We start from the raw sequence: 18,025 nt of genomic DNA on the forward strand, positions 1-18,025 counted from the left end.
CATGCTGAACGTGGAAAACCTCTGTCTGCATTATGGCGGCTCGCAGATCCTTTACGATGTCTCGATGCAGGCACAGGCGGGGCAGGTGACCTGCGTAATGGGCACGAACGGTGTGGGCAAGACCTCTCTGCTCAAGGCGCTTTCGGGTACGCATCAGCGATCCTCGGGTGAGATCACCTTTGCCGGAGAACAGATCGGCAAGTTGCCCGCGCATGTGCTGGCCCACAAGGGCGTCGGGTATGTGCCGCAGGGGCGAATGATCTTTCCGCTGCTGACGGTGAAAGAGAACTTGGAAACCGCCTATGCCTGCCTGCCGAGGTCCGAGCATTTCATCCCCGACGAGATCTACGAATTATTCCCCATCCTCAAAGAATTCCTTAACCGGCGGGGCGGTGACCTGTCCGGCGGCCAGCAACAGCAGCTTGCCATCGCACGGGCGATGCTGACAAAGCCCAAGCTGCTCTTGCTGGATGAACCCACCGAAGGGATTCAACCCAATATCATCCAGCAGATCGGTGAGGTGATCCGCTACCTGCGCGACAAGGGCGATATGGCGATTATCCTTGTCGAACAGTACTTTGATTTTGCCCACCGCATCGCCGACAATTTCGTCGTCCTGCGCCGGGGCGCAGTACTCAAATCCGGCGATCACGACAGTCTGAGCCGCGAGGAACTGATGCAGGCAATCTCGGTGTGATATCCGTACACCTGCTGTACACCCCCTGTACATCGGAATGGCCGTTTTGGCTCTATTCTGAGGGTATTGGGGGAATGGATCGGTGTCCTGACTGGTAAAGATGAACAGTGCGTAAAAGCTTCGATCTTGTTTGTGGCGTGCATCGAGAGGTCCCGTGATCGGGATCGTTTCGACCTTGGCAGGGCCCATTCGTCACGGCCGAATGATGAGCAAATTTCCGGCAGATGCGCCTGAATTAACATCTGCTTAGGCACAGCCGCGATCCCGTTCACCATTCCTGTGCCGCAGCGGTTGCACTCGACTTAGAACCTTTCTATCTAGTCGGCGAGGGAGGAGATGACATGAATTGTAAGGATAATGCGCCATGAGAGCCGGAGTCGCCCTTCCCAACGTTACTTTCCGTACCCGAGTCCGCGATGAATCCATCGAAGGCCCGAACCCTTATCGCTGGCAGGACATGACCACTGCCGACTATTTCAAGGGCAAGCGGGCCATCCTGTTTTCGCTGCCGGGCGCCTTTACCCCGACCTGTTCCACCTACCAGCTGCCCGGTTTCGAAAAGAATGCCGAAACCTTCGCTGAATACGGTATCGACGAGATCTATTGCATGTCGGTCAACGACAGCTTTGTCATGAACAAGTGGGCCCAGTCGCAGGACCTGAAAACCGTCAAGGTGATCCCCGATGGTTCGGGTGAGTTCACCCGCAAGGTCGGTATGCTGGTTTCCAAGGACAACCTTGGCTTTGGTATGCGTTCCTGGCGTTATGCGGCTGTCGTGAACGACGGTATCGTCGAAGCATGGTTCCCCGAGGAAGGTTTCAGCGATAACTGCGCCGACGACCCCTATGGCGTGTCGAGCCCCGAGGCGCTGCTGGAATATCTTGCGGAGCAGGCTAAGACCGAAGCGGCCTGAGTTTTAAAGATAGGGGACTGATCAGTCCGGTCTTGATGGAAACGCGCTGCCGGTTGGTGGCGCGTTTTGTTTGGTCGGCTGCTCGGAAACGGTGACCTAGCGTGAGCCGCCGCGTCCGCCGCTGAGATCATAGGGGCGCTGGCTTGTGGTTGTCGTCGGTTCACAGGCGGCGAGGGCGAGCAGGAGGAGAGGCAAGGCAAGGCGCAACATGGGGGATCTCCGTGGTTATCCGCCCGAGGTTCGTGACGGGTGGCACGCAAGTCAAGGCGGTGCTTGCTTTGCGTCACTCTCTTTTGAGGGGGGCGTGAGGCGGCGTGACCTGACCTTGTTCGCGGATTGGCAAGATTTCTTCGCTAGATTTTCCCTAGCCGTGCCGATTCGAACGCGTTGGAACAAGCGAGGTATCCGGGGCGAGGGACAGACAGTTATGAAATCAGTTAGAGGAGGGGCGAAGCAGACAGATCAAGACCGCAGAATTCAAGATTTGAGCTTGCCGCAAGATGGTCGCGGGAAAACTTTGCACGTCGATAGGCTGGACGCCTCATTGCGGCGCTAACCGCAAGCACGTTTGGGACCTGATGGCAGGTGGAAAGCCGGGGAAACCTGGTTCTGGTACCCCCGGCAAAGGTATCAGTTGCCTTCGCTCATCTTTTTGATGAACTGAACGCCGCTCACGCCAAGCGGGACAGTGGCGAAGGGGCCGCCGTGGCACATATGGGCCTTGTCCTGCGGATCGATCTGCGGGGTCTTTGCAAGGATCTCTTCGGCGAAATCCTCGGCATTGTCCTTGGGGCGGTAGCCAAGGAAGGCGGCCTTGGAGTTGTCCACCGGAGAGCGGTCGTTGTTCGAGACACCATAAACGACGGAAAAGCCGGTGACGGGCGAGGTCACGGATTTTTCGACCAGCTGGATCAGATCGTCATAGGAGAGCCAGGATCCCAGCGCGCGGGCGTTCTGAACCGGGCCTGAGGCGGAATAGATACGCAGACAGACGGCTTCGAGACCGTATTTGTCCCAGTACATGGAGGCCATATCCTCGGCAAAGCACTTGGAGAGGCCATAGAAGGTATCCGGGCGGTGCGGCATGTCCGTGGTGATGCGCGTGGTCTTGGGATACATGCCCATCGCGTGGATCGAGCTGGCATAGATGATCCGGCGCACGCCGTGTTTGTGCGAAGCGTTCCACACCGTGTAGGCGCCAAGGAAGTTGGAATGCAGGATCTCTTCAAAGGAGGCTTCGTCCGGGATGGCGCCGAAATGCACGACCATGTCGGCGCCTTCGATCAGATCCATCATCGCGGTCTGATCGCCCACATCGGCTTTGACATAGGTTTCATTGCTGCCGAGGTTTTCCAGCCCGTCGACGAGGTCGCTTGAAACAAGCTCATCCGCGAGCTTTGCAAGCGGCGCGCGCAACTGGCTGCCAAGGGCGCCGGCGGCGCCGGTCAGAACGATCTTTTTCATGTCGGGTCTCTCCTTTGTTCGGGGGCGTGCCTGCCCTCAGATCACCGCTTTTTCAAGCAGTGAAGCGTTATTGGCGATGCGCTCGAAAGCGAAGGGGGTAAGGTCCATGCTGCGATATTCGCCATAGGCCAGATATTCGGCCATGCCGCGCCCGATGGCGGGGGCCTGCTGCAACCCGTGGCCCGAAAAGCCGTTCACGAAATGGAAATTGGTGATCTCGGGGTGCGGGCCGACAATCGCGTTCTGATCAAAGGTGTTATAGGCATAGTGACCGGCCCATGAATTGATGAGTTTGATCGCTTCGAACTGCGGGATGCGGTGGGCGATGGCGGGCCAGACCTTATCCTCCCAGATGGAGTGATCCATCGTGAAATCGTCGAACGGCGCGGCAGGGTCTTGATACGGGGGGCATCCGGCCATGTAATAGCGCCCGTCGGTGCGCATGTGCACGCCCGAAGGGTCGATGGTCAGCGGCAGGTCCTGCGACAGCGGTTTCTCGGCGGCGAAGATAAAGGTGAAACGCTTGCGCGGCTCGACGGGGAGGCGGATCCCGGCCATTTGCGCGGTCAGTGCGGCGCGCGGACCGGAGGCGTTCACGACCTTACCGCAAGCGATTTTCTCGCCCGATTCCAGATGGATGCTTTGCACCTTGGCGTCGTCGACGGTCATGCCGGTGACTTCGTTGGCGATGTATTCGATCCCGTTTGCGCGGCCTGCACGGCGGAACCAGTCGAACATGGTGCCGCCGTCGAAATAGCCTTCGTCCACGAGATTGTGGTTGCCGACGAGGATGTCTTCGAGGTTGTAGAACGGGTAGGCGGCGGCGATCTGCTTGCGGCTCATGTGTTCTGTCGCCGCGCCCATGGCCGATTGCACCGCATGGGCCGCGCGCAGGGCGTCGGCAAAGGCCGGGGTGCTGGCGAGGTACATGTAGCCAAAGCTTTGCAGGGCAAGCGCGGGGGCTTCGGGGTCGCCGATTTCTTCACGGAAACTCTTGATGAACTCGGCCCCGTATTGGGAGATCTTGACGTTGATTTCCTGGCTGTATTGCTGGCGGATGCAGCTGTTGGTGTGCGAGGTCGAGGCGAATTCATAATTCGGATCGCGCTCGACAACCAGCACGCGGCCATCGAAACCGATCTTGGTCAACCACCACGAAACGGCGGCACCATACATGGCACCGCCGACGATGATCACATCGTAACTGTTATGTTTCGGGGCCGAGGGCAGTTTTGCACTCATACAGGCTCTCCTGCTTTGACGGCGGCGGTGACCGCGTCGATGTCTGACTGGCTGAGGCCATAGGTCTCTCGGGCGGCCTCGGCCGAGATATAGCCGCGCGCAAGGTCGCGTTTGACCATGGCGGGGTCCCGTTCGGCCGGGTTGCCGTAGCCTGCGCCGCCGGGGAAAGAGAGCATGACGCGGCGACCTTCGGGGACATATTGCTTGCCCTTGCCCTTCATCGCGGTGCCGTCGTCTTGCGCGATGGTGGTGGGGGCGCCGTCCGCGCCGCCTGCGCGGCCCCGGGCGGGGTGGTTCACCCGGTCGAACATTGCCTGAAAGTCAAACTCGTGCCCGGTGGTTGCGCCGACCTCCATGTGCTGGCCAAGACCGCCGCGATACTTGCCTGCACCGCCGGAATCGGGGCGCAGTTCCTTGCGCCAGATGATGACGGGGCCGACCTGCTCGGTCGCTTCGACCGGCATGGTCATCACGCCCGAGGGGAAGGCGGTGGCGTTCATGCCGTCGAGCGTCGGCCGGGCGCCGGAGCCGCCGGAGTTGAAGGTCAGAACCTCGGCGCGCCGGGCACCGGCGGCGCGGGCGGCAGCGCTGGCGGGGCGCAGCGAGACCTGAAAGTTGCAGAGACACCCGGCGCCTTCGGAGGGCACAGTTTCCGGCAGGATCTTGTCGAGCGCGTCATAGACCGTATCGGGGATCATATGGCCGATGACATGGCGCAGCGCGACCGGAGCGGGATGCACGGCATTGACGATGGTGTCTTCGGGGGCGGTGATCTCGAACGGGGCCAGCGAAGCGGCGTTGTTCGGGATTTCCGGCGCGATGGCGCATTTCAGCGCGTAGCAGGCGTAGGCTTTGGTATAGACCAGCGGGACGTTGATGCCCTTGCGATCAATGCCCGAGGTGCCGTCGAAATCGCAGATAATGCGGTCTTCCTTGACCTTGATGCGGACCTTGAGCGTGATCGGCTGGTCGTAGCCGTCGATGATCATTTCGCCGCTGGCTTCCTGCCGGGGCAGGGCCTTGATCCGTTCGAGCGTGGCGCGGCGGGAGTTTTCAAGGATGAAGTCGGAGATGCCGGTAAGATCGGCAAGGCCGAATTCACCCATCATGTCGACCAGCCTCCGGTGGCCGGTTTCGTTGCAGGAGGCGAGCGCGTAGATATCGCCGATCAACTGGTCAGGTTCGCGGACGTTTGAGCGGATGATCCTGACAAGTGTCTGATCGACAGTGCCTTTGTGCGCGAATTTCATGATCGGGATATGGATGCCTTCCTCGTAGACGGAATTGGCGTCGGCGCCGAAGCCGCGCCCGCCTACGTCGACCACATGGGCCGTGCAGGCAAAGAAGCCGACGAGTTGGCCGTTCAGAAACGAGGGGGTGACCACGGTGAAGTCATGCAGGTGGCCGGTGCCCTCCCACGGATCGTTGGTGATATAGACATCGCCTTCGAACATGTTGTCGCGGCCGATGCGGCGGATGAAATGGCCGACGGCATCGGCCATCGCGTTCACATGGCCCGGCGTGCCGGTGACGGCCTGGGCGAGGATGCGGCCCTCGCGGTCATAGACCCCGGCGGAGAGGTCGCCCGCTTCGCGCACCGAGGTGGAAAAGGCGGTGCGCACAAGCGCCTGCGCCTGTTCCTCGACGACTGAGATCAGACGGTTCCACATGACCTGATTGGAGACGGTAGAGTTGCGGCTTGCCATATCCGTTATCCTTTCACGGTCAGGTCGATACATCCATCCGAACGGCGCGTAGCGGTGCGGCTGGAGGGGACGATGATGGTGGTTTCGTCTTCGGTGATCGCGGCGGGGCCCGCGACCCTGTTGCCTGCCGTCATGTCCTTGCGCTGGACAATAGCGGCGCTGGCGGGCGCGCCAAGAGCGGGATCGAAGATCTCGCGTTTTTGCGTGGCTTCGACGGGGGTTATGCCGGATTCTTCCGCGACTTCCGTCACCGGCTGCGGGGGCGTTGTGGCATTGACCGACCAGACGGTGATTTCGATGTCGAGCCCTTCGACGGTGCGGCTGAAGAGCTGCGTATAGTCACTCTCGAACAGTTCTTGAAAACGCTCGGCGCGCGGGTTGGCGGCGTCTTCTTCGGACAGGATGACCGGGATTTCCCAACCCTGACCGGCGTAGCGCATGTAGACCTTGTATTCGCAGGCGATGTCGGCGGTGGCGTCGCAGGAGCGGACGAATTTTGTCGATTCCGCGCGCAGTTCGTCAATCAGCGTGCTGACGGTTTCCGGGTTCATGTCGGAGAGCCGCATATAGACCGAGCGGTTGGCTTCGAAGCTGAAGGGCGCGCGCAGGAAGCCGATGGCAGAGCCGACGCCCGCGCCCGGCGGTACGAGGCAGCGGGAGACGCCGAGTTTTTCGCAGAGGCGGCCCGCGTGGAGCGGGGCTGCGCCGCCGAAAGCGATCATAGTGTAATCGGCAAGGTCCTCGCCGTTTTCCACCGCGTGAACGCGGGCAGCATTGGCCATGTTTTCATCCACGACTTCGGCGAGGCCGAAAGCGGCCTCTTGCGCTTGCATGTCGAGGGTTTCGCCGATGACGCTGTTCAGGGCTGTCGCCGATTTCTCGGGGTAGAGGGGGATCGAGCCGCCAGCAAAGTTCTCGGGATCGAGCTTGCCCAGCGTCAGGTCGGCATCTGTCACGGCAGGACGGTCGCCGCCGCGACCGTAACAGGCGGGGCCGGGTTCGGAGCCTGCGGATTCCGGGCCGACGCGGATCTGGCGCATTGCGTCCACATGGGCGAGCGAGCCGCCGCCGGCGCCGATTTCCACCATATCGATCACCGGGATCGAGATCGGCATGCCCGAGCCTTTCTTGAAGCGGTAGGTTCGCGCAACCTCGAACACGCGGGCGGTTTTCGGGGTCTGGTCGCGGATCAGGCAGATCTTGGCTGTGGTGCCGCCCATGTCGAAGGAGAGCACCCGGTCGAGCCCGTAACGCGCGGCGATGTTCGCGGCAAAGACCGCGCCGCCTGCGGGGCCGGATTCGACCAGACGCACGGGAAATTCAGCGGCGCTGTCGATGGAGATGATGCCGCCGCCGGAATGCATGAGGAAGACCGGGCAGGTGACGCCTTCGTCGCGCAGGCGGGCTTCGAGCCGGCCGAGATAGCTCTTGATCAGCGGCTTGATATAGGCGTTCGCGACGACGGTATTGAAACGTTCGTATTCGCGCATCTGGGGGCTGACCTCGCAGGAGAGCGACACCATCGCTTCGGGCATCTTTTCGGTCAGGACCTCGCGCACCAGTTTTTCATGCGCGTCGTTCTGGTAGGAGTGCAGCAGGCCGACGGCGATGGAGGTGAAGCCGGCCTCTTTCAGCTGGGCGACCAGCGCCTCGATCTCGGCGCGCTCGAGCGGGATAAGCACGTTGCCTTGGGCATCCATACGCTCGGTCAGGGTGAAGCGGTCCTGCCGGGCGAGCAGCGGTTCAGGCAGGGTGAGGTTGAGATCGTATTGCTCGAACCGGCTTTCAGTGCGCATTTCGATCACGTCGCGGAAGCCCTTGGTGGTGATCAGCGCGGTTTTGGCACCACGCCGTTCGATCAGCGCGTTGGTGGCGAGCGTCGTGCCGTGAATGATCTGGGTGATGTCGCCCGGCATGATCCCGGCGGATTTGCAGACACGATGGATGCCTTCGATAATGGCGTCCTCGGGCGCGGCATAGGTGGTGAGAACCTTGGTGGAATAGGGGGTTCCGTCGACCTCTACCACCACGTCGGTGAAGGTGCCGCCGATGTCGATGCCCATGCGGATTGAAGACGCTGCCATGTTACCTGTCACCTTGCGCGTTGCGAGTCATTGGGGTCACGCTAGGGGCGGTCATCGATCAGCGCAAATTATTTGATTTTTTCTATTGGATAGAAAAAATTTATCGTGAGCCGGTTCAGTAGAGGGGGGCGTTGCGCTGGTAGGTGAGTGCGACCTGACTGGCGAGATTGGCGGCGCGCTGGACGTAGAGCCCGGCGGTGTGGGCATCGTATCGCGCGACGAAATCGAGATCATCGGGCTGCCAGCTGTAGTTGAGCTGGCGCAGGGCATTGCTGGCGAGTTCCTCGGACACCATCGCGGCGGGAAGGGCGGCGACGCCCATGCTGTCGATCGCCATCTGCTTGCCTGCCGCGAGGTTCGAAGAGGGGACCAGATGGGCGTTACTGCGTTCGGCCCGGAAGTGGGCGAGCACCTCTTCGTGCTGGCGGGTGCCGCGCGCATGGGTGAGGATCGGGTGCCGGGCCATGTCGTCGACCGTGAGCGGGCGGTCTGTCGCGAGATCGAGATTGGGGGAGGCGACCCAGATCAGCGGGTAACGCCCGAGCGCGGCGGTGCCGGTGGCGCTGCGGGAAAAGGGCCCGTTTTGCAGCGCGAGGTCGATGCGGTGCGAGAAGAGGTCCTCTTCGAGCCGCGCGGACATGTCGACTGTGAGTTCGACGCTGATCTTGGGGAATTCCTCGCGAAAGGCGCGCATGAAATCGCGCAGCCAGGTGTGCATGATCATCTCGGTCACACCGAGGCGCAGGGCCCCGTCGTAGAGGCCAAGCTCGCCCGAGGCGGCGATGAGCGCGTCGGTCTGGCGCAGGATCGCACGGGCGTGTTCGAGAAGGTCGCGGCCCTTGGCGGTGAGCCGGACCGAGCCCGCGTCGCGGGTCATCAGCGAGACGTTCAGTGCCGATTCCAGCGCCGCGATCCGGGCGGAAATATTGGGCTGGGTCGTGTTCAGCCGTTCGGCCGCACCGCGAAAACTGCCGATGTCCGCAATCCAGACAAAGGCTTCGAGTTGTTTGATCGTGAAGGACATCAGTTTGTCTGCAGCTCGGCCCGGGCGGTGGCGAGACCGGCGCGGATCATGGTTGGTTCGTCGGTGCGGGTGACCGGTACACCCTGCGCCTCAAGCGCTTTGGTCTGGAGGTCGGCGAGCGGGGGCTGGCCGATCACAGCGACTTGCTGGCCAAGCCAGTAAGGGCGGGCGGCGGCCAGTTCCGTGCCGATCAGAAGACCGGCAAGCTGGTTGGTGGACGTGGCCGTTGCCAGCCGCGCGGCGAGGCGTTCGGGGCGGGACATGCTGTCGCTAACGGCGTCGAGAAAAGCGGCGTTGTCCTGTTGAGTGTCGTCGAGATGCGAGAGCGCCGGGTTGGCGCGCAGGGCGGTGAGGAGATCGCCGGTGAGGAAGGATTGCACAGAGACGATTTCCTCGGCGCTGATATGGGCCCAGTGGCTGCGCGGCCCGGTGACGCAGAGCACGCCGTCCCATCCCGGGTTCAGCGACAGGAAACCACGGGCGGGCGCGAGGAGCGACGTGATCGGGGGCTGGTCGCTAGCGGCGAGCGCGGGGAGCGTGAAGCGGTTGCCGCCAAGGGCCTGTGCCGGCAGGTCGAGCGGCTTGCAGGGCAGCTTGATCTGCGGAGCCTCCGGATCGCTGCATTGAAGCAGGGGCGCGCCGGGGAATTTCTGGCGGAGGTCGTCGGGCGTGCTTTCGCCGGGTCCGAGAGCGCGCGTGGACTTCATCGCCCAGGCGCGAGGGGGCGTGTGGGAGGTATCGGCGGCGATCCAGTCGGGAATAGTCTGGCTGTCGGTCATGGAGATCTGTGCTGTCGCAAAGCTTTGCGGGGAAGTCACCTATCCTGTCACAGGGCGGGCGGGGGCAGCAAGGGGTGAAGGGGCTCTGCCCCGCCGCGCCGGGGCGCGGCCCCCCGGGATATTTGAAGACCCAAAGAAGCAAGGGCTGACCGGGCGCGGGATTTCCGCTTATGCTGGTGTGAGGGGGCGGGGAAAAGGATTGACAGGGAGGTGATATATTAACATGTTAAATATATGCTGTGGCCGGGGAGGCAGGGATGCCGCATTTGCGAATCGAATATTCCGCCGGGCTTGAGCGGCGGGTATCCATCGCGGCGCTGTGCGAGGCGCTGCGGGTGGCGATGATCGAGACCGGGATCTTTCCGCTGGCGGGAATCCGGGTGCGCGCCTTTCGGGCCGATCACGCGATTGTCGCGGACGGGCTGGCGGAGAACGATTTTGCCGCGCTGGTCATGAGCGTCGGCGCGGGCCGGTCCGGGGAGGTTCTGCAGGCCGCGGGGCAACATGTGTTCAACGCGGCGCAGTCGGTTCTGGCCGAGGCGCTTGCGACACCGCATTTCGCGCTTTCGCTGGAGATCCGCGTGTCGGACCCGGCGCTGAGCTGGAAGGATACACCGATACACGCGCGGCTTTCTGCGCAGGGCCGGGAGGAGAAAACATGAGTGCTCTGGACGAGAATATCGAAAAGGCGATGAGCTATGCGGCGCCGTTACGCGCAAGCGGCGTGTTGAACCATATCGATGGTGAGACGGTTGGCGCGGCATCCGGCCGGGTTTTCGAGACCCTGTCCCCCATGGATCTTGCGCCGCTTGCCGAGGTCGCGCGAAGCGGGCCGGAGGACGTGGATCGCGCGGTGCAGGCGGCCAAGGCCGCCTTTCCGGCCTGGGCGGGGACACCGGGGGCGGAGCGTCGACGCATCCTGATCCGGGTGGCTGAGGCCATCGAGGCGCGGGCGGAGGAGATCGCCCTTGTCGAGAGCCTCGATACCGGACAGGCGCTGCGGTTCATGTCCAAGGCGGCGGTGCGGGGCGCGGCGAATTTCCGCTATTTCGCGGACCAGGCGCCGGGGGCCGAGGATGGGCAGGCACTGCGCACTCCGACGCAGATGAACGTGACCTCGCGCCGTCCAATCGGTCCGGTGGGGGTGATCACGCCGTGGAACACGCCTTTCATGCTCTCGACATGGAAGATCGCGCCGGCGCTGGCCTCGGGTTGCACGGTGGTGCACAAGCCCGCGGAGTTTTCGCCGATGACCGCGAAGCTGCTGGTCGAAATCGCCGAAAGCGCGGGCCTGCCCAAGGGCGTACTGAATGTGGTCAACGGGCTGGGCGAGGAAGCGGGCAAGGCGCTGACCGAACATCCGGGCATCAAGGCGATTGCCTTTGTCGGGGAGAGCCGCACGGGTTCGATGATCATGGCGCAGGGGGCGGCGACGCTGAAGCGGGTGCATTTCGAGCTGGGCGGCAAGAACCCGGTCATCATCTTCGAGGATGCCGATCTGGAGCGCGCAGTAGATGCGGCGGCTTTCATGATCTATTCGCTGAATGGGGAACGCTGCACGTCGTCATCGCGGCTCTTGGTGCAGGAGAGCATTTACGAAGAGGTTACTGGCCGGGTGGCCGAGGTGGCGGAACGGATCAAGGTGGGGCATCCGCTGGACCCGGACACGGTGGTCGGGCCGCTGATCCATCCGGAGCACGAAAAGAAGGTGCTATCCTATTTCGAGACCGCCAGAAAAGAGGGCGCGACCATTGCGGCCGGGGGCGAGAAGGTCGGGAGTGAAGGATGTTACGTGCGCCCGACCCTGTTCACCGGGGCGACGATCGATATGGCGATTTCGCAGGAGGAGATTTTCGGGCCGGTGCTGACGGCGATCCCGTTCAGCGACGAGGAGGACGCGCTGCGTATTGCCAATGATGTGCCATATGGGCTGGCCGCCTATCTCTGGACCAGGGATCTGGACCGGGCGATGCGCATGACTGACGCGCTGGAAGCGGGCATGATGTGGGTCAATTCGGAGAATATCCGGCATCTGCCGACGCCTTTCGGCGGGGTCAAATCAAGCGGCATCGGGCGCGATGGGGGCGACTGGTCCTTCGATTTCTACATGGAAACGGTCAATGTCAGCTTTCCGCGACAGGGCCACAGGATACCGAAACTGGGCGGCTGAGCCGTAACGGGACGGCGCAGGGAAGGGACCGGCGCCGCGCCCAAGATCGAGGGGGAGTAAACCATGCCAATACCGTCACCGACGCTTTATCCGCCGTTCAACGTCATCCGCTTGAGCCATGTCGAGTTCGGCGTGACCAACCTCGCCGCGAGCCGCGCTTTTTACGTCGATACGCTGGGGCTTCAGGTTACGGATGAGAATGACGAAGCGATCTATCTGCGGGCACTCGAAGAGCGGGGACATCATTGCCTGATTCTGCGCAAGGCTTCGAGCAGCCTGATCAAGGCGCTGTCCTTCAAGGTGTTCGACGATGCGCAGCTTGATCTGGCAGAGACATGGTTTCGCGACCGCGGGCACGCGGTCGACTGGGTCGAGCGCCCTTATCAGGGCCGGACGCTGGCGACAGTGGATTGTTTCGGCACGCCCATCGAGTTCTATTTCAAGATGGACCGGCTGGCCCCGATCCATCAGAAATACGCGCTGTATCACGGGGTGAAGCCGCTGAGGATCGACCATTTCAATTGTTTCTCGCCGGATGTGGACAAGGCGGTGGCCTTTTATGGCGAGCTTGGGTTCCGGGTGACGGAATATACCGAGGATGAGGAAAGCGGACGGCTTTGGGCGGCATGGACCCACCGCAAGGGCGGGGTGCATGACATGGCCTTTACCAACGGCACGGGGCCGCGCCTGCATCACACGGCGTTCTGGGTGCCGACCCCGCTGAACATCATTGACCTGCTCGATCTGATGGCGACGACCGGTTATGTAGCCAATATCGAGCGCGGGCCGGGGCGGCACGGTATTTCCAACGCGTTTTTCCTTTATATCCTCGACCCCGACGGGCACCGGATCGAGATTTATTGTTCGGATTATCAAACGGTCGATCCGGATCTTGAGCCCATCCGCTGGGACCTGAAGGACCCCCAGCGCCAGACGCTTTGGGGCGCGCCGGCGCCGAGGTCATGGTTTGAAAACGGGTCGGTCTTTGAAGGGGTCGAACCCTATGCCAGCGGGCTCAAGGCCAGCCCGATTATTGCCCCCTGAGGAGAGAACCTGTGAGTAAACCCATCCCCGCCCGTATCATCGCCTTTCATGCCGAGGGGGCGGACCGTTATGGCGTCTTGACCGAGGATGGCATTGTCGATCTGACGGGTGAATTCGGCGCGCGCTATCCGGGGCTGAAAGAGGTGATCGAAGCGGGGGTGCTTGAGGAGTTGCTGAGCACGGCGGAGGGGCGTTCGGTGGATTTCAGGCTTTCGGATATTCGATACCTTATCCCGATTGCGAACCCGGAGAAGATCATCTGCATCGGGGTGAATTTCCCCGACCGGAATGCCGAGTATAAGGACGGGCAGGCGGCGCCGACGAAACCGTCGATGTTCATACGGTTTCCGCGCTCTTTCGTCGGGCATGGTGAGGACCTGATCCGCCCGCCGGAATCGGAGCAGCTTGATTACGAGGGCGAGGTGACAATCGTCATCGGCAAGGGCGGGCGGCGGATTTCGCGCGAGGATGCCTATGACCACATCGCGGCGCTGACGCTCTGCAATGAAGGCACGATCCGCGATTGGGTGCGTCATGCCAAGTTCAACGTCACGCAGGGCAAGAACTGGGATCGGTCGGGGGCGATGGGTCCGTGGCTGGTGCCGTTCCGCTCCGCCGATCAGCTTGACGACATTGCGCTTGTCACACGGGTGAATGGCGAGGTCCGGCAGGAGGATCGCACGGGGCGGATGATCTATGATTTTCGCTATATTATCAATTACATATCGACCTTCACGACTTTGGTGCCCGGGGATGTCATCGTCTGCGGCACGCCAACCGGGGCGGGGGCGCGGTTCGACCCGCCGATCTGGTTGAAGCCCGGCGATATCATCGAGGTCGAGGCAGAGGGAATCGGTGTTCTGCGCAACGGCGTTGCCGACGAAACGGGTTGAGCATCGGCGCAGGCGGCGCCTGATTGGATGAAATCTTTTGATAGAAATCAAGGTATTACAAAAATACAACGTTAGATTTGCCAGATCCGGCCGTCATTACAACGCTGGTGACAACGGCGGGATATAACCGTGTATTGATTAATCGTCCCGGGGGTATCCCTCGAAGGGCGGTATTGGCCGTTTTTCTGGCGGTCATGTCGGGTTGCGCAGCGAGGTGTCAGTATGGCCGGCGATTTGAGTGACAGAGGGCGGTACTTTATTGATCGCTATATTCTTCACACCACGCAAAAGGCCGAAACCCGGGCGCGAAAGGGGAGGGAGGCAGAGGCCGAACTCGCCAAGGTGACGCGTATCCTTGACGAGTATGAGGGAACCAATTCCCCGACCGGACCCGTCGCTGCCAAGGTGACGGCGGCGCAGGCTTTCATTGCCGCCAACGATCCCGAGCAAGCGATGCGCGTTGCGAAAGATGCGTTGCAAGATGCCCTTGCCCTTGAGCAGGAGGCTTTGACACGCAAGGAGAACCGGGAGCAGCTGGTCGAGCTTCTAGATGCTCTGGCGCCCAACCCACAGTATGCCATACAGGCGGAACTGGATTTGTTGAACGCGGACCGGACCGACCTTGCCAACTTGCTGCGGCCAGTTTTCCCTTCGGCTGCCGATCTGGATCGCGCCCGTGTCCTGCTGCTAAATTTTCCCGGCAAGATCCAGCGAGTTCAGCAAGATTCCGACGCGCGCGGGGTGATCATACGCGAGCTTCAGGCGGCGCATGCGGCGCTCGCAGCCGATCTGGCTCTGGTCAGCCGTCGGTTGGAAAATCTGGAAGCCAAGCAGGCCCCCGAATGGCTGGAGTTGTCCGTGGATTTTACTCTTGTTGAAACCGACATCCCAAAGATGAAGGCTGCGCTTGATAACGTTGACATGGCCGAAATTACACGTCTGAACGGCCAGGTTCCCGCGATCAGAACCCAATTGGACCAGCTGAAGAGGGACATCGAGGCCGTCGAGGGCCCGCTTCATCTGCAGGACGTTCAGCACCTGAATATTTCCGATGCGCAGAAAGAGGCTTTCGCGAGCCTCGGGTCTAAGAATTTCGATGCGTTTTCCGATGCGATAGATGCGATCGCGGCTCTGGACCAAAGATATGCGGGGGATTGCTCTGCGGCTGAGCTTTTACAGACTATCGACGATCTGAGAGATGCGCGCGCGGATCGTGATGCCAAGGTACAGGACGCGGCCGGTCATCCAGACGATGCCACAAAACAGACCGATGCGACGAAGGCGCAGCAACTGGTTGTTTCGACGAAGGAAAAACTTGAGGTCATCGACCGCAAGCGGCCGATCTTGCAGGCTGTTCTGTCAAATACGTTCTCGGCGGACAAGAAGCCGCCATTTCCGCCGGAATTGCTGGCGGACGCTTTCGCGGTTATCAAACGAAACCCAAGTGTCGGGCAGGCGATGCTGGGCGCCTTGGCCAGCGGGACCAGATATAAGGACATTGTCGATACGGCCAGACTGGCCTGTGATGGCGTCGACTCGGGATTTGCGGATCGGAACGGAAACCCACAACTCAATGCCGATGCGGCTGCGAGGTATGCGCGCAAGCTGGTTCAGACGGCCGGGCAATACCCGGTGCCGCAGGACATTATCGAACGGTACACCACGCACCCCTACATGTTGCAGGATATTCCCAACCTGAACGGCATCAACAACCGCGATGAACTGACGACGAAAAGGGCGCGATACGTCGGGAAGGTGTTGCTTGGGCCGGACGGCAAGCTGAACATCGATGCGGCACGGGTGGCCGTCTACGATACGTTGTTCAACTATCATCAGGTTGACAAACAGACGCCGGTTCTTGCCGAGCATATGCTCAAGACGCTGGATTTTCTGGAGAATAACCCCGAAGCGCAGCAGTTGCTTGACGATGTCGAGGCACCGGGTATCGGCGGTGGCCGCGGTCTGGTGGCCAAGGATACCGGCAAGCAACGCGGGGAACTGACGACCGCAGACTTCCGCGAGGCCATCGTGGCTGCAATGCTGACGCCGATCTATCAGGGACCGGTCGGATCCTGTTTCGCGACCGCACCCGCGATCAGGATGCGCGACAAGGACCCGCTGGGGACGATGAAACATTTCCGCGATCTTGCAGTAGACGGTGTTCTTCGACCCAAGACGGGCGATCCGGTGCCTGCGGTCAAGAATGTGCCGGACAACCAGAACGCACTGACACGCAGTTTCGAATACACGGTTGCGACTGCAGCGGCCCGGATTGATCGCAAAGGCAAGCACCGGGAGCTGGAGAATTCGGCTGACGAGATCGCCAAGCTGCTGGGCGAAAAGGTGAAATCGGGCAAGAAACGCGGTGCCGCGACGGCGCGGCTCAAGACCGCGATTACTGACGCCTTTGAGTTCCGCTATGATCCCGAGGTCTTGGTCGGGGATGCAACCGATGGATCGTCGAGTCGGGGCAGATATGTTCTGTTCAACAAGGCCACTGGACAGCCGGTGGAGAACATCGACGACTACAAGGGTGTGGTGAAAGATATCGTTCACAAGACGATCAAGAGCGGCGATACCTCCTTTTTCACCAGTCGCGGGGACGTGGCAAAACTGGTCGACGATCCGCGCTTTGCCGACGCGATCAAGATCAATGGTTCGGATCCGTGGGACCTGCCATCTGGCGGTGATTCAACCTCATCGACGGAAGTGCTCGATGAGCCAGTTGAGGCGACATATGTGCTTAGCTGGACTGAAATAAATGCGGTTCCGCCTTTCGACCGGCCTGCCAAGCTCATGGAGAATTTCATCGGAAGTTTCGTGCCCTCGACCGATCCGGCCGATCCGGCTGAAAAGATTGCGATAGCGACGCGGGGGCGCCATTTGTTCAACGCCTTGCCTGGGCACCCATCGACCGCGCCTTTACGCGAAGGCGGGCCGGCAAATCTGGCGGCAAATCTGCAGCGTGAGCTATTGGATCCTGCGCAGGCGCTGGCGGCGGCACCGATGAGTGCCGAAGCCCTTGCCGCCCCGTTCGAAGAAATCGTCACCGGCTTAATACGGCATGCAAAGTCGGATGCAGAGCGGCTGGCGTTGAGGAACATTCTTGAAAACGAAATGCCTGCGGCTGACATGACGCCGCGCCAATTTGAGCAGTACGTTCAGACAAAGGTTAACGCCGCTTTGGCGATGCGGGTTCAAGAAGAGGTTAACCAATGGAAGGCGCCGCTTAATCCTCAGCCGACCCCCGCAGAAGAGCAAGAGAAGCGGGACAAAATTCAGGCCTCGGTCGACAAGGAAAAACGCAGGAGACTGGACGGTGCGATCTTGAATGCCGTGGAAACACCGCAGTTCGTCATTGCGGATACCAACTGGAATGGTGGCGACGTGGTGCGATATCTTGTCATCATCGGTGATCCTGTAAACGGTACGGCGAAGCTTTGTGAAAAGTGGATGCCGAGCGGCCGACTGGAGAACTTTAGCGAAGCGGATGACTGGATGACCGACGAGTGGTACAAGGTAGACAAGAGGAACCCGTAAATGACTGACATTACAGAGATTGTTCCCAGTCGGAATGAGGATGGCGAGCGTACTGCCTATCTTGGCGAGGCGTCTTTCGGATCAATTGATGCGCTTGTCGCCGAGGTGCCGGAATTGCTGGAGCCGGACGCGGCAACGGAACTTGCGCGGCATGTCAATAACTTTGCCCGGGGCGGTGACTATGTGCTGATCGAGGATCCGGCCGAATTTGCCGAACGGTATCGTGCGCAGCTTGAAAGCGAGGATCCCTCGCAGCCGTGGCGCGAAGGGGTGATGCGTCTGAGCGATTTCGGGGTCCCGGATTTCGACGCGATTACCGCGCCCCGGCATGACGGGGATAAATTGGTCTATTTTGCCGAGGACCGGGCGACCGGGCTGGCCTATCGCGCTACGGCGTCCCTCTCCGGGCTGGCCGAGCCGTCCTATGAGCCGGTGCCGCTGGACGATTACGAACCGGCCGAATAGGTCC

General features: G+C 61.2%; 14 protein-coding genes. 8 read left to right on the forward strand and 6 right to left on the reverse strand.

Annotation, left to right across the window (positions count from 1 at the left end; translation table 11 throughout):
• Position 1: 1 nt before the first annotated feature.
• Positions 2-697, forward strand: coding sequence for an urea ABC transporter ATP-binding subunit UrtE (gene urtE, locus ACU0FH_RS19970; RefSeq protein ID WP_446196481.1), 696 nt, complete (start codon positions 2-4; stop codon positions 695-697).
• A 364-nt stretch (positions 698-1,061) separates the two neighbouring features.
• On the forward strand, positions 1,062-1,610 hold the full coding sequence (locus ACU0FH_RS19975; RefSeq protein ID WP_238369926.1) for a peroxiredoxin: 549 nt from the start codon (positions 1,062-1,064) through the stop codon (positions 1,608-1,610).
• A 630-nt stretch (positions 1,611-2,240) separates the two neighbouring features.
• Here the strand turns inward: ACU0FH_RS19975 and ACU0FH_RS19980 are convergent.
• The 6 genes from ACU0FH_RS19980 to ACU0FH_RS20005 form a co-directional block, all read right to left on the reverse strand.
• Positions 2,241-3,074 (reverse strand): NAD-dependent epimerase/dehydratase family protein, encoded by an 834-nt coding sequence (locus ACU0FH_RS19980; protein ID WP_446196482.1) that lies wholly within the window; start codon positions 3,072-3,074, stop codon positions 2,241-2,243.
• A gap of 36 nt (positions 3,075-3,110) precedes the next feature.
• A complete protein-coding gene (locus ACU0FH_RS19985) occupies positions 3,111-4,316 on the reverse strand; it encodes an NAD(P)/FAD-dependent oxidoreductase (RefSeq protein ID WP_446196483.1) in 1,206 nt (401 codons plus the stop codon).
• Complete coding sequence (locus ACU0FH_RS19990; protein ID WP_446196484.1) at positions 4,313-6,022, reverse strand: hydantoinase B/oxoprolinase family protein; 1,710 nt, start codon at positions 6,020-6,022, stop codon at positions 4,313-4,315. The genes ACU0FH_RS19985 and ACU0FH_RS19990 overlap by 4 nt, the downstream gene beginning before the upstream one ends.
• A gap of 5 nt (positions 6,023-6,027) precedes the next feature.
• A complete protein-coding gene (locus ACU0FH_RS19995; RefSeq protein WP_446196485.1) occupies positions 6,028-8,106 on the reverse strand; it encodes a hydantoinase/oxoprolinase family protein in 2,079 nt (692 codons plus the stop codon).
• Between the two features lie 115 nt (positions 8,107-8,221).
• A complete protein-coding gene (locus ACU0FH_RS20000; protein ID WP_446196486.1) occupies positions 8,222-9,130 on the reverse strand; it encodes a LysR family transcriptional regulator in 909 nt (302 codons plus the stop codon).
• Positions 9,130-9,909, reverse strand: a complete 780-nt coding sequence (locus tag ACU0FH_RS20005; protein WP_446196487.1) for a 2-dehydro-3-deoxygalactonokinase — start codon at positions 9,907-9,909, stop codon at positions 9,130-9,132. Before ACU0FH_RS20005 ends, ACU0FH_RS20000 begins: the two co-directional genes overlap by 1 nt.
• Before the next feature lie 257 nt (positions 9,910-10,166).
• On the opposite strand from ACU0FH_RS20005, the gene ACU0FH_RS20010 reads away from it, so the two are divergent.
• From ACU0FH_RS20010 to ACU0FH_RS20035, 6 genes are all read left to right on the forward strand, one after another.
• Positions 10,167-10,571: a 5-carboxymethyl-2-hydroxymuconate isomerase gene (locus ACU0FH_RS20010; RefSeq protein WP_446196488.1), complete on the forward strand. Its 405-nt coding sequence runs from the start codon at positions 10,167-10,169 to the stop codon at positions 10,569-10,571.
• Positions 10,568-12,079: a 5-carboxymethyl-2-hydroxymuconate semialdehyde dehydrogenase gene (gene hpaE, locus ACU0FH_RS20015; protein ID WP_446196489.1), complete on the forward strand. Its 1,512-nt coding sequence runs from the start codon at positions 10,568-10,570 to the stop codon at positions 12,077-12,079. The genes ACU0FH_RS20010 and hpaE overlap by 4 nt, the downstream gene beginning before the upstream one ends.
• A 63-nt stretch (positions 12,080-12,142) precedes the next feature.
• On the forward strand, positions 12,143-13,123 hold the full coding sequence (gene hpaD, locus ACU0FH_RS20020; protein ID WP_446196490.1) for a 3,4-dihydroxyphenylacetate 2,3-dioxygenase: 981 nt from the start codon (positions 12,143-12,145) through the stop codon (positions 13,121-13,123).
• Positions 13,124-13,134: 11 nt separating this feature from the next.
• Positions 13,135-14,016: a fumarylacetoacetate hydrolase family protein gene (locus ACU0FH_RS20025; protein WP_446196491.1), complete on the forward strand. Its 882-nt coding sequence runs from the start codon at positions 13,135-13,137 to the stop codon at positions 14,014-14,016.
• A gap of 222 nt (positions 14,017-14,238) precedes the next feature.
• Positions 14,239-17,556 (forward strand): hypothetical protein, encoded by a 3,318-nt coding sequence (locus ACU0FH_RS20030; RefSeq protein WP_446196492.1) that lies wholly within the window; start codon positions 14,239-14,241, stop codon positions 17,554-17,556.
• On the forward strand, positions 17,557-18,021 hold the full coding sequence (locus ACU0FH_RS20035; protein WP_446196493.1) for a hypothetical protein: 465 nt from the start codon (positions 17,557-17,559) through the stop codon (positions 18,019-18,021). It abuts the gene before it with no gap.
• Positions 18,022-18,025 lie beyond the last annotated feature (4 nt).

It is taken from the genome of Heliomarina sp., assembly GCF_052826185.1.

Excerpts from the sequence above, each read along its gene's own strand:
- ACU0FH_RS19990 (WP_446196484.1), bottom strand. The coding sequence starts at position 6,022 with ATGGCAAGCCGCAACTCTACCGTCTCCAATCAGGTCATGTGGAACCGT.
- ACU0FH_RS20035 (WP_446196493.1), top strand. The coding sequence starts at position 17,557 with ATGACTGACATTACAGAGATTGTTCCCAGTCGGAATGAGGATGGCGAG.
- ACU0FH_RS20005 (WP_446196487.1), bottom strand. The coding sequence starts at position 9,909 with ATGACCGACAGCCAGACTATTCCCGACTGGATCGCCGCCGATACCTCC.
- ACU0FH_RS19975 (WP_238369926.1), top strand. The coding sequence starts at position 1,062 with ATGAGAGCCGGAGTCGCCCTTCCCAACGTTACTTTCCGTACCCGAGTC.
- hpaE (WP_446196489.1), top strand. The coding sequence starts at position 10,568 with ATGAGTGCTCTGGACGAGAATATCGAAAAGGCGATGAGCTATGCGGCG.
- urtE (WP_446196481.1), top strand. The coding sequence starts at position 2 with ATGCTGAACGTGGAAAACCTCTGTCTGCATTATGGCGGCTCGCAGATC.
- ACU0FH_RS19985 (WP_446196483.1), bottom strand. The coding sequence starts at position 4,316 with ATGAGTGCAAAACTGCCCTCGGCCCCGAAACATAACAGTTACGATGTG.
- ACU0FH_RS20000 (WP_446196486.1), bottom strand. The coding sequence starts at position 9,130 with ATGTCCTTCACGATCAAACAACTCGAAGCCTTTGTCTGGATTGCGGAC.
- ACU0FH_RS20010 (WP_446196488.1), top strand. The coding sequence starts at position 10,167 with ATGCCGCATTTGCGAATCGAATATTCCGCCGGGCTTGAGCGGCGGGTA.
- hpaD (WP_446196490.1), top strand. The coding sequence starts at position 12,143 with ATGCCAATACCGTCACCGACGCTTTATCCGCCGTTCAACGTCATCCGC.
- ACU0FH_RS19995 (WP_446196485.1), bottom strand. The coding sequence starts at position 8,106 with ATGGCAGCGTCTTCAATCCGCATGGGCATCGACATCGGCGGCACCTTC.
- ACU0FH_RS19980 (WP_446196482.1), bottom strand. The coding sequence starts at position 3,074 with ATGAAAAAGATCGTTCTGACCGGCGCCGCCGGCGCCCTTGGCAGCCAG.
- ACU0FH_RS20030 (WP_446196492.1), top strand. The coding sequence starts at position 14,239 with ATGGCCGGCGATTTGAGTGACAGAGGGCGGTACTTTATTGATCGCTAT.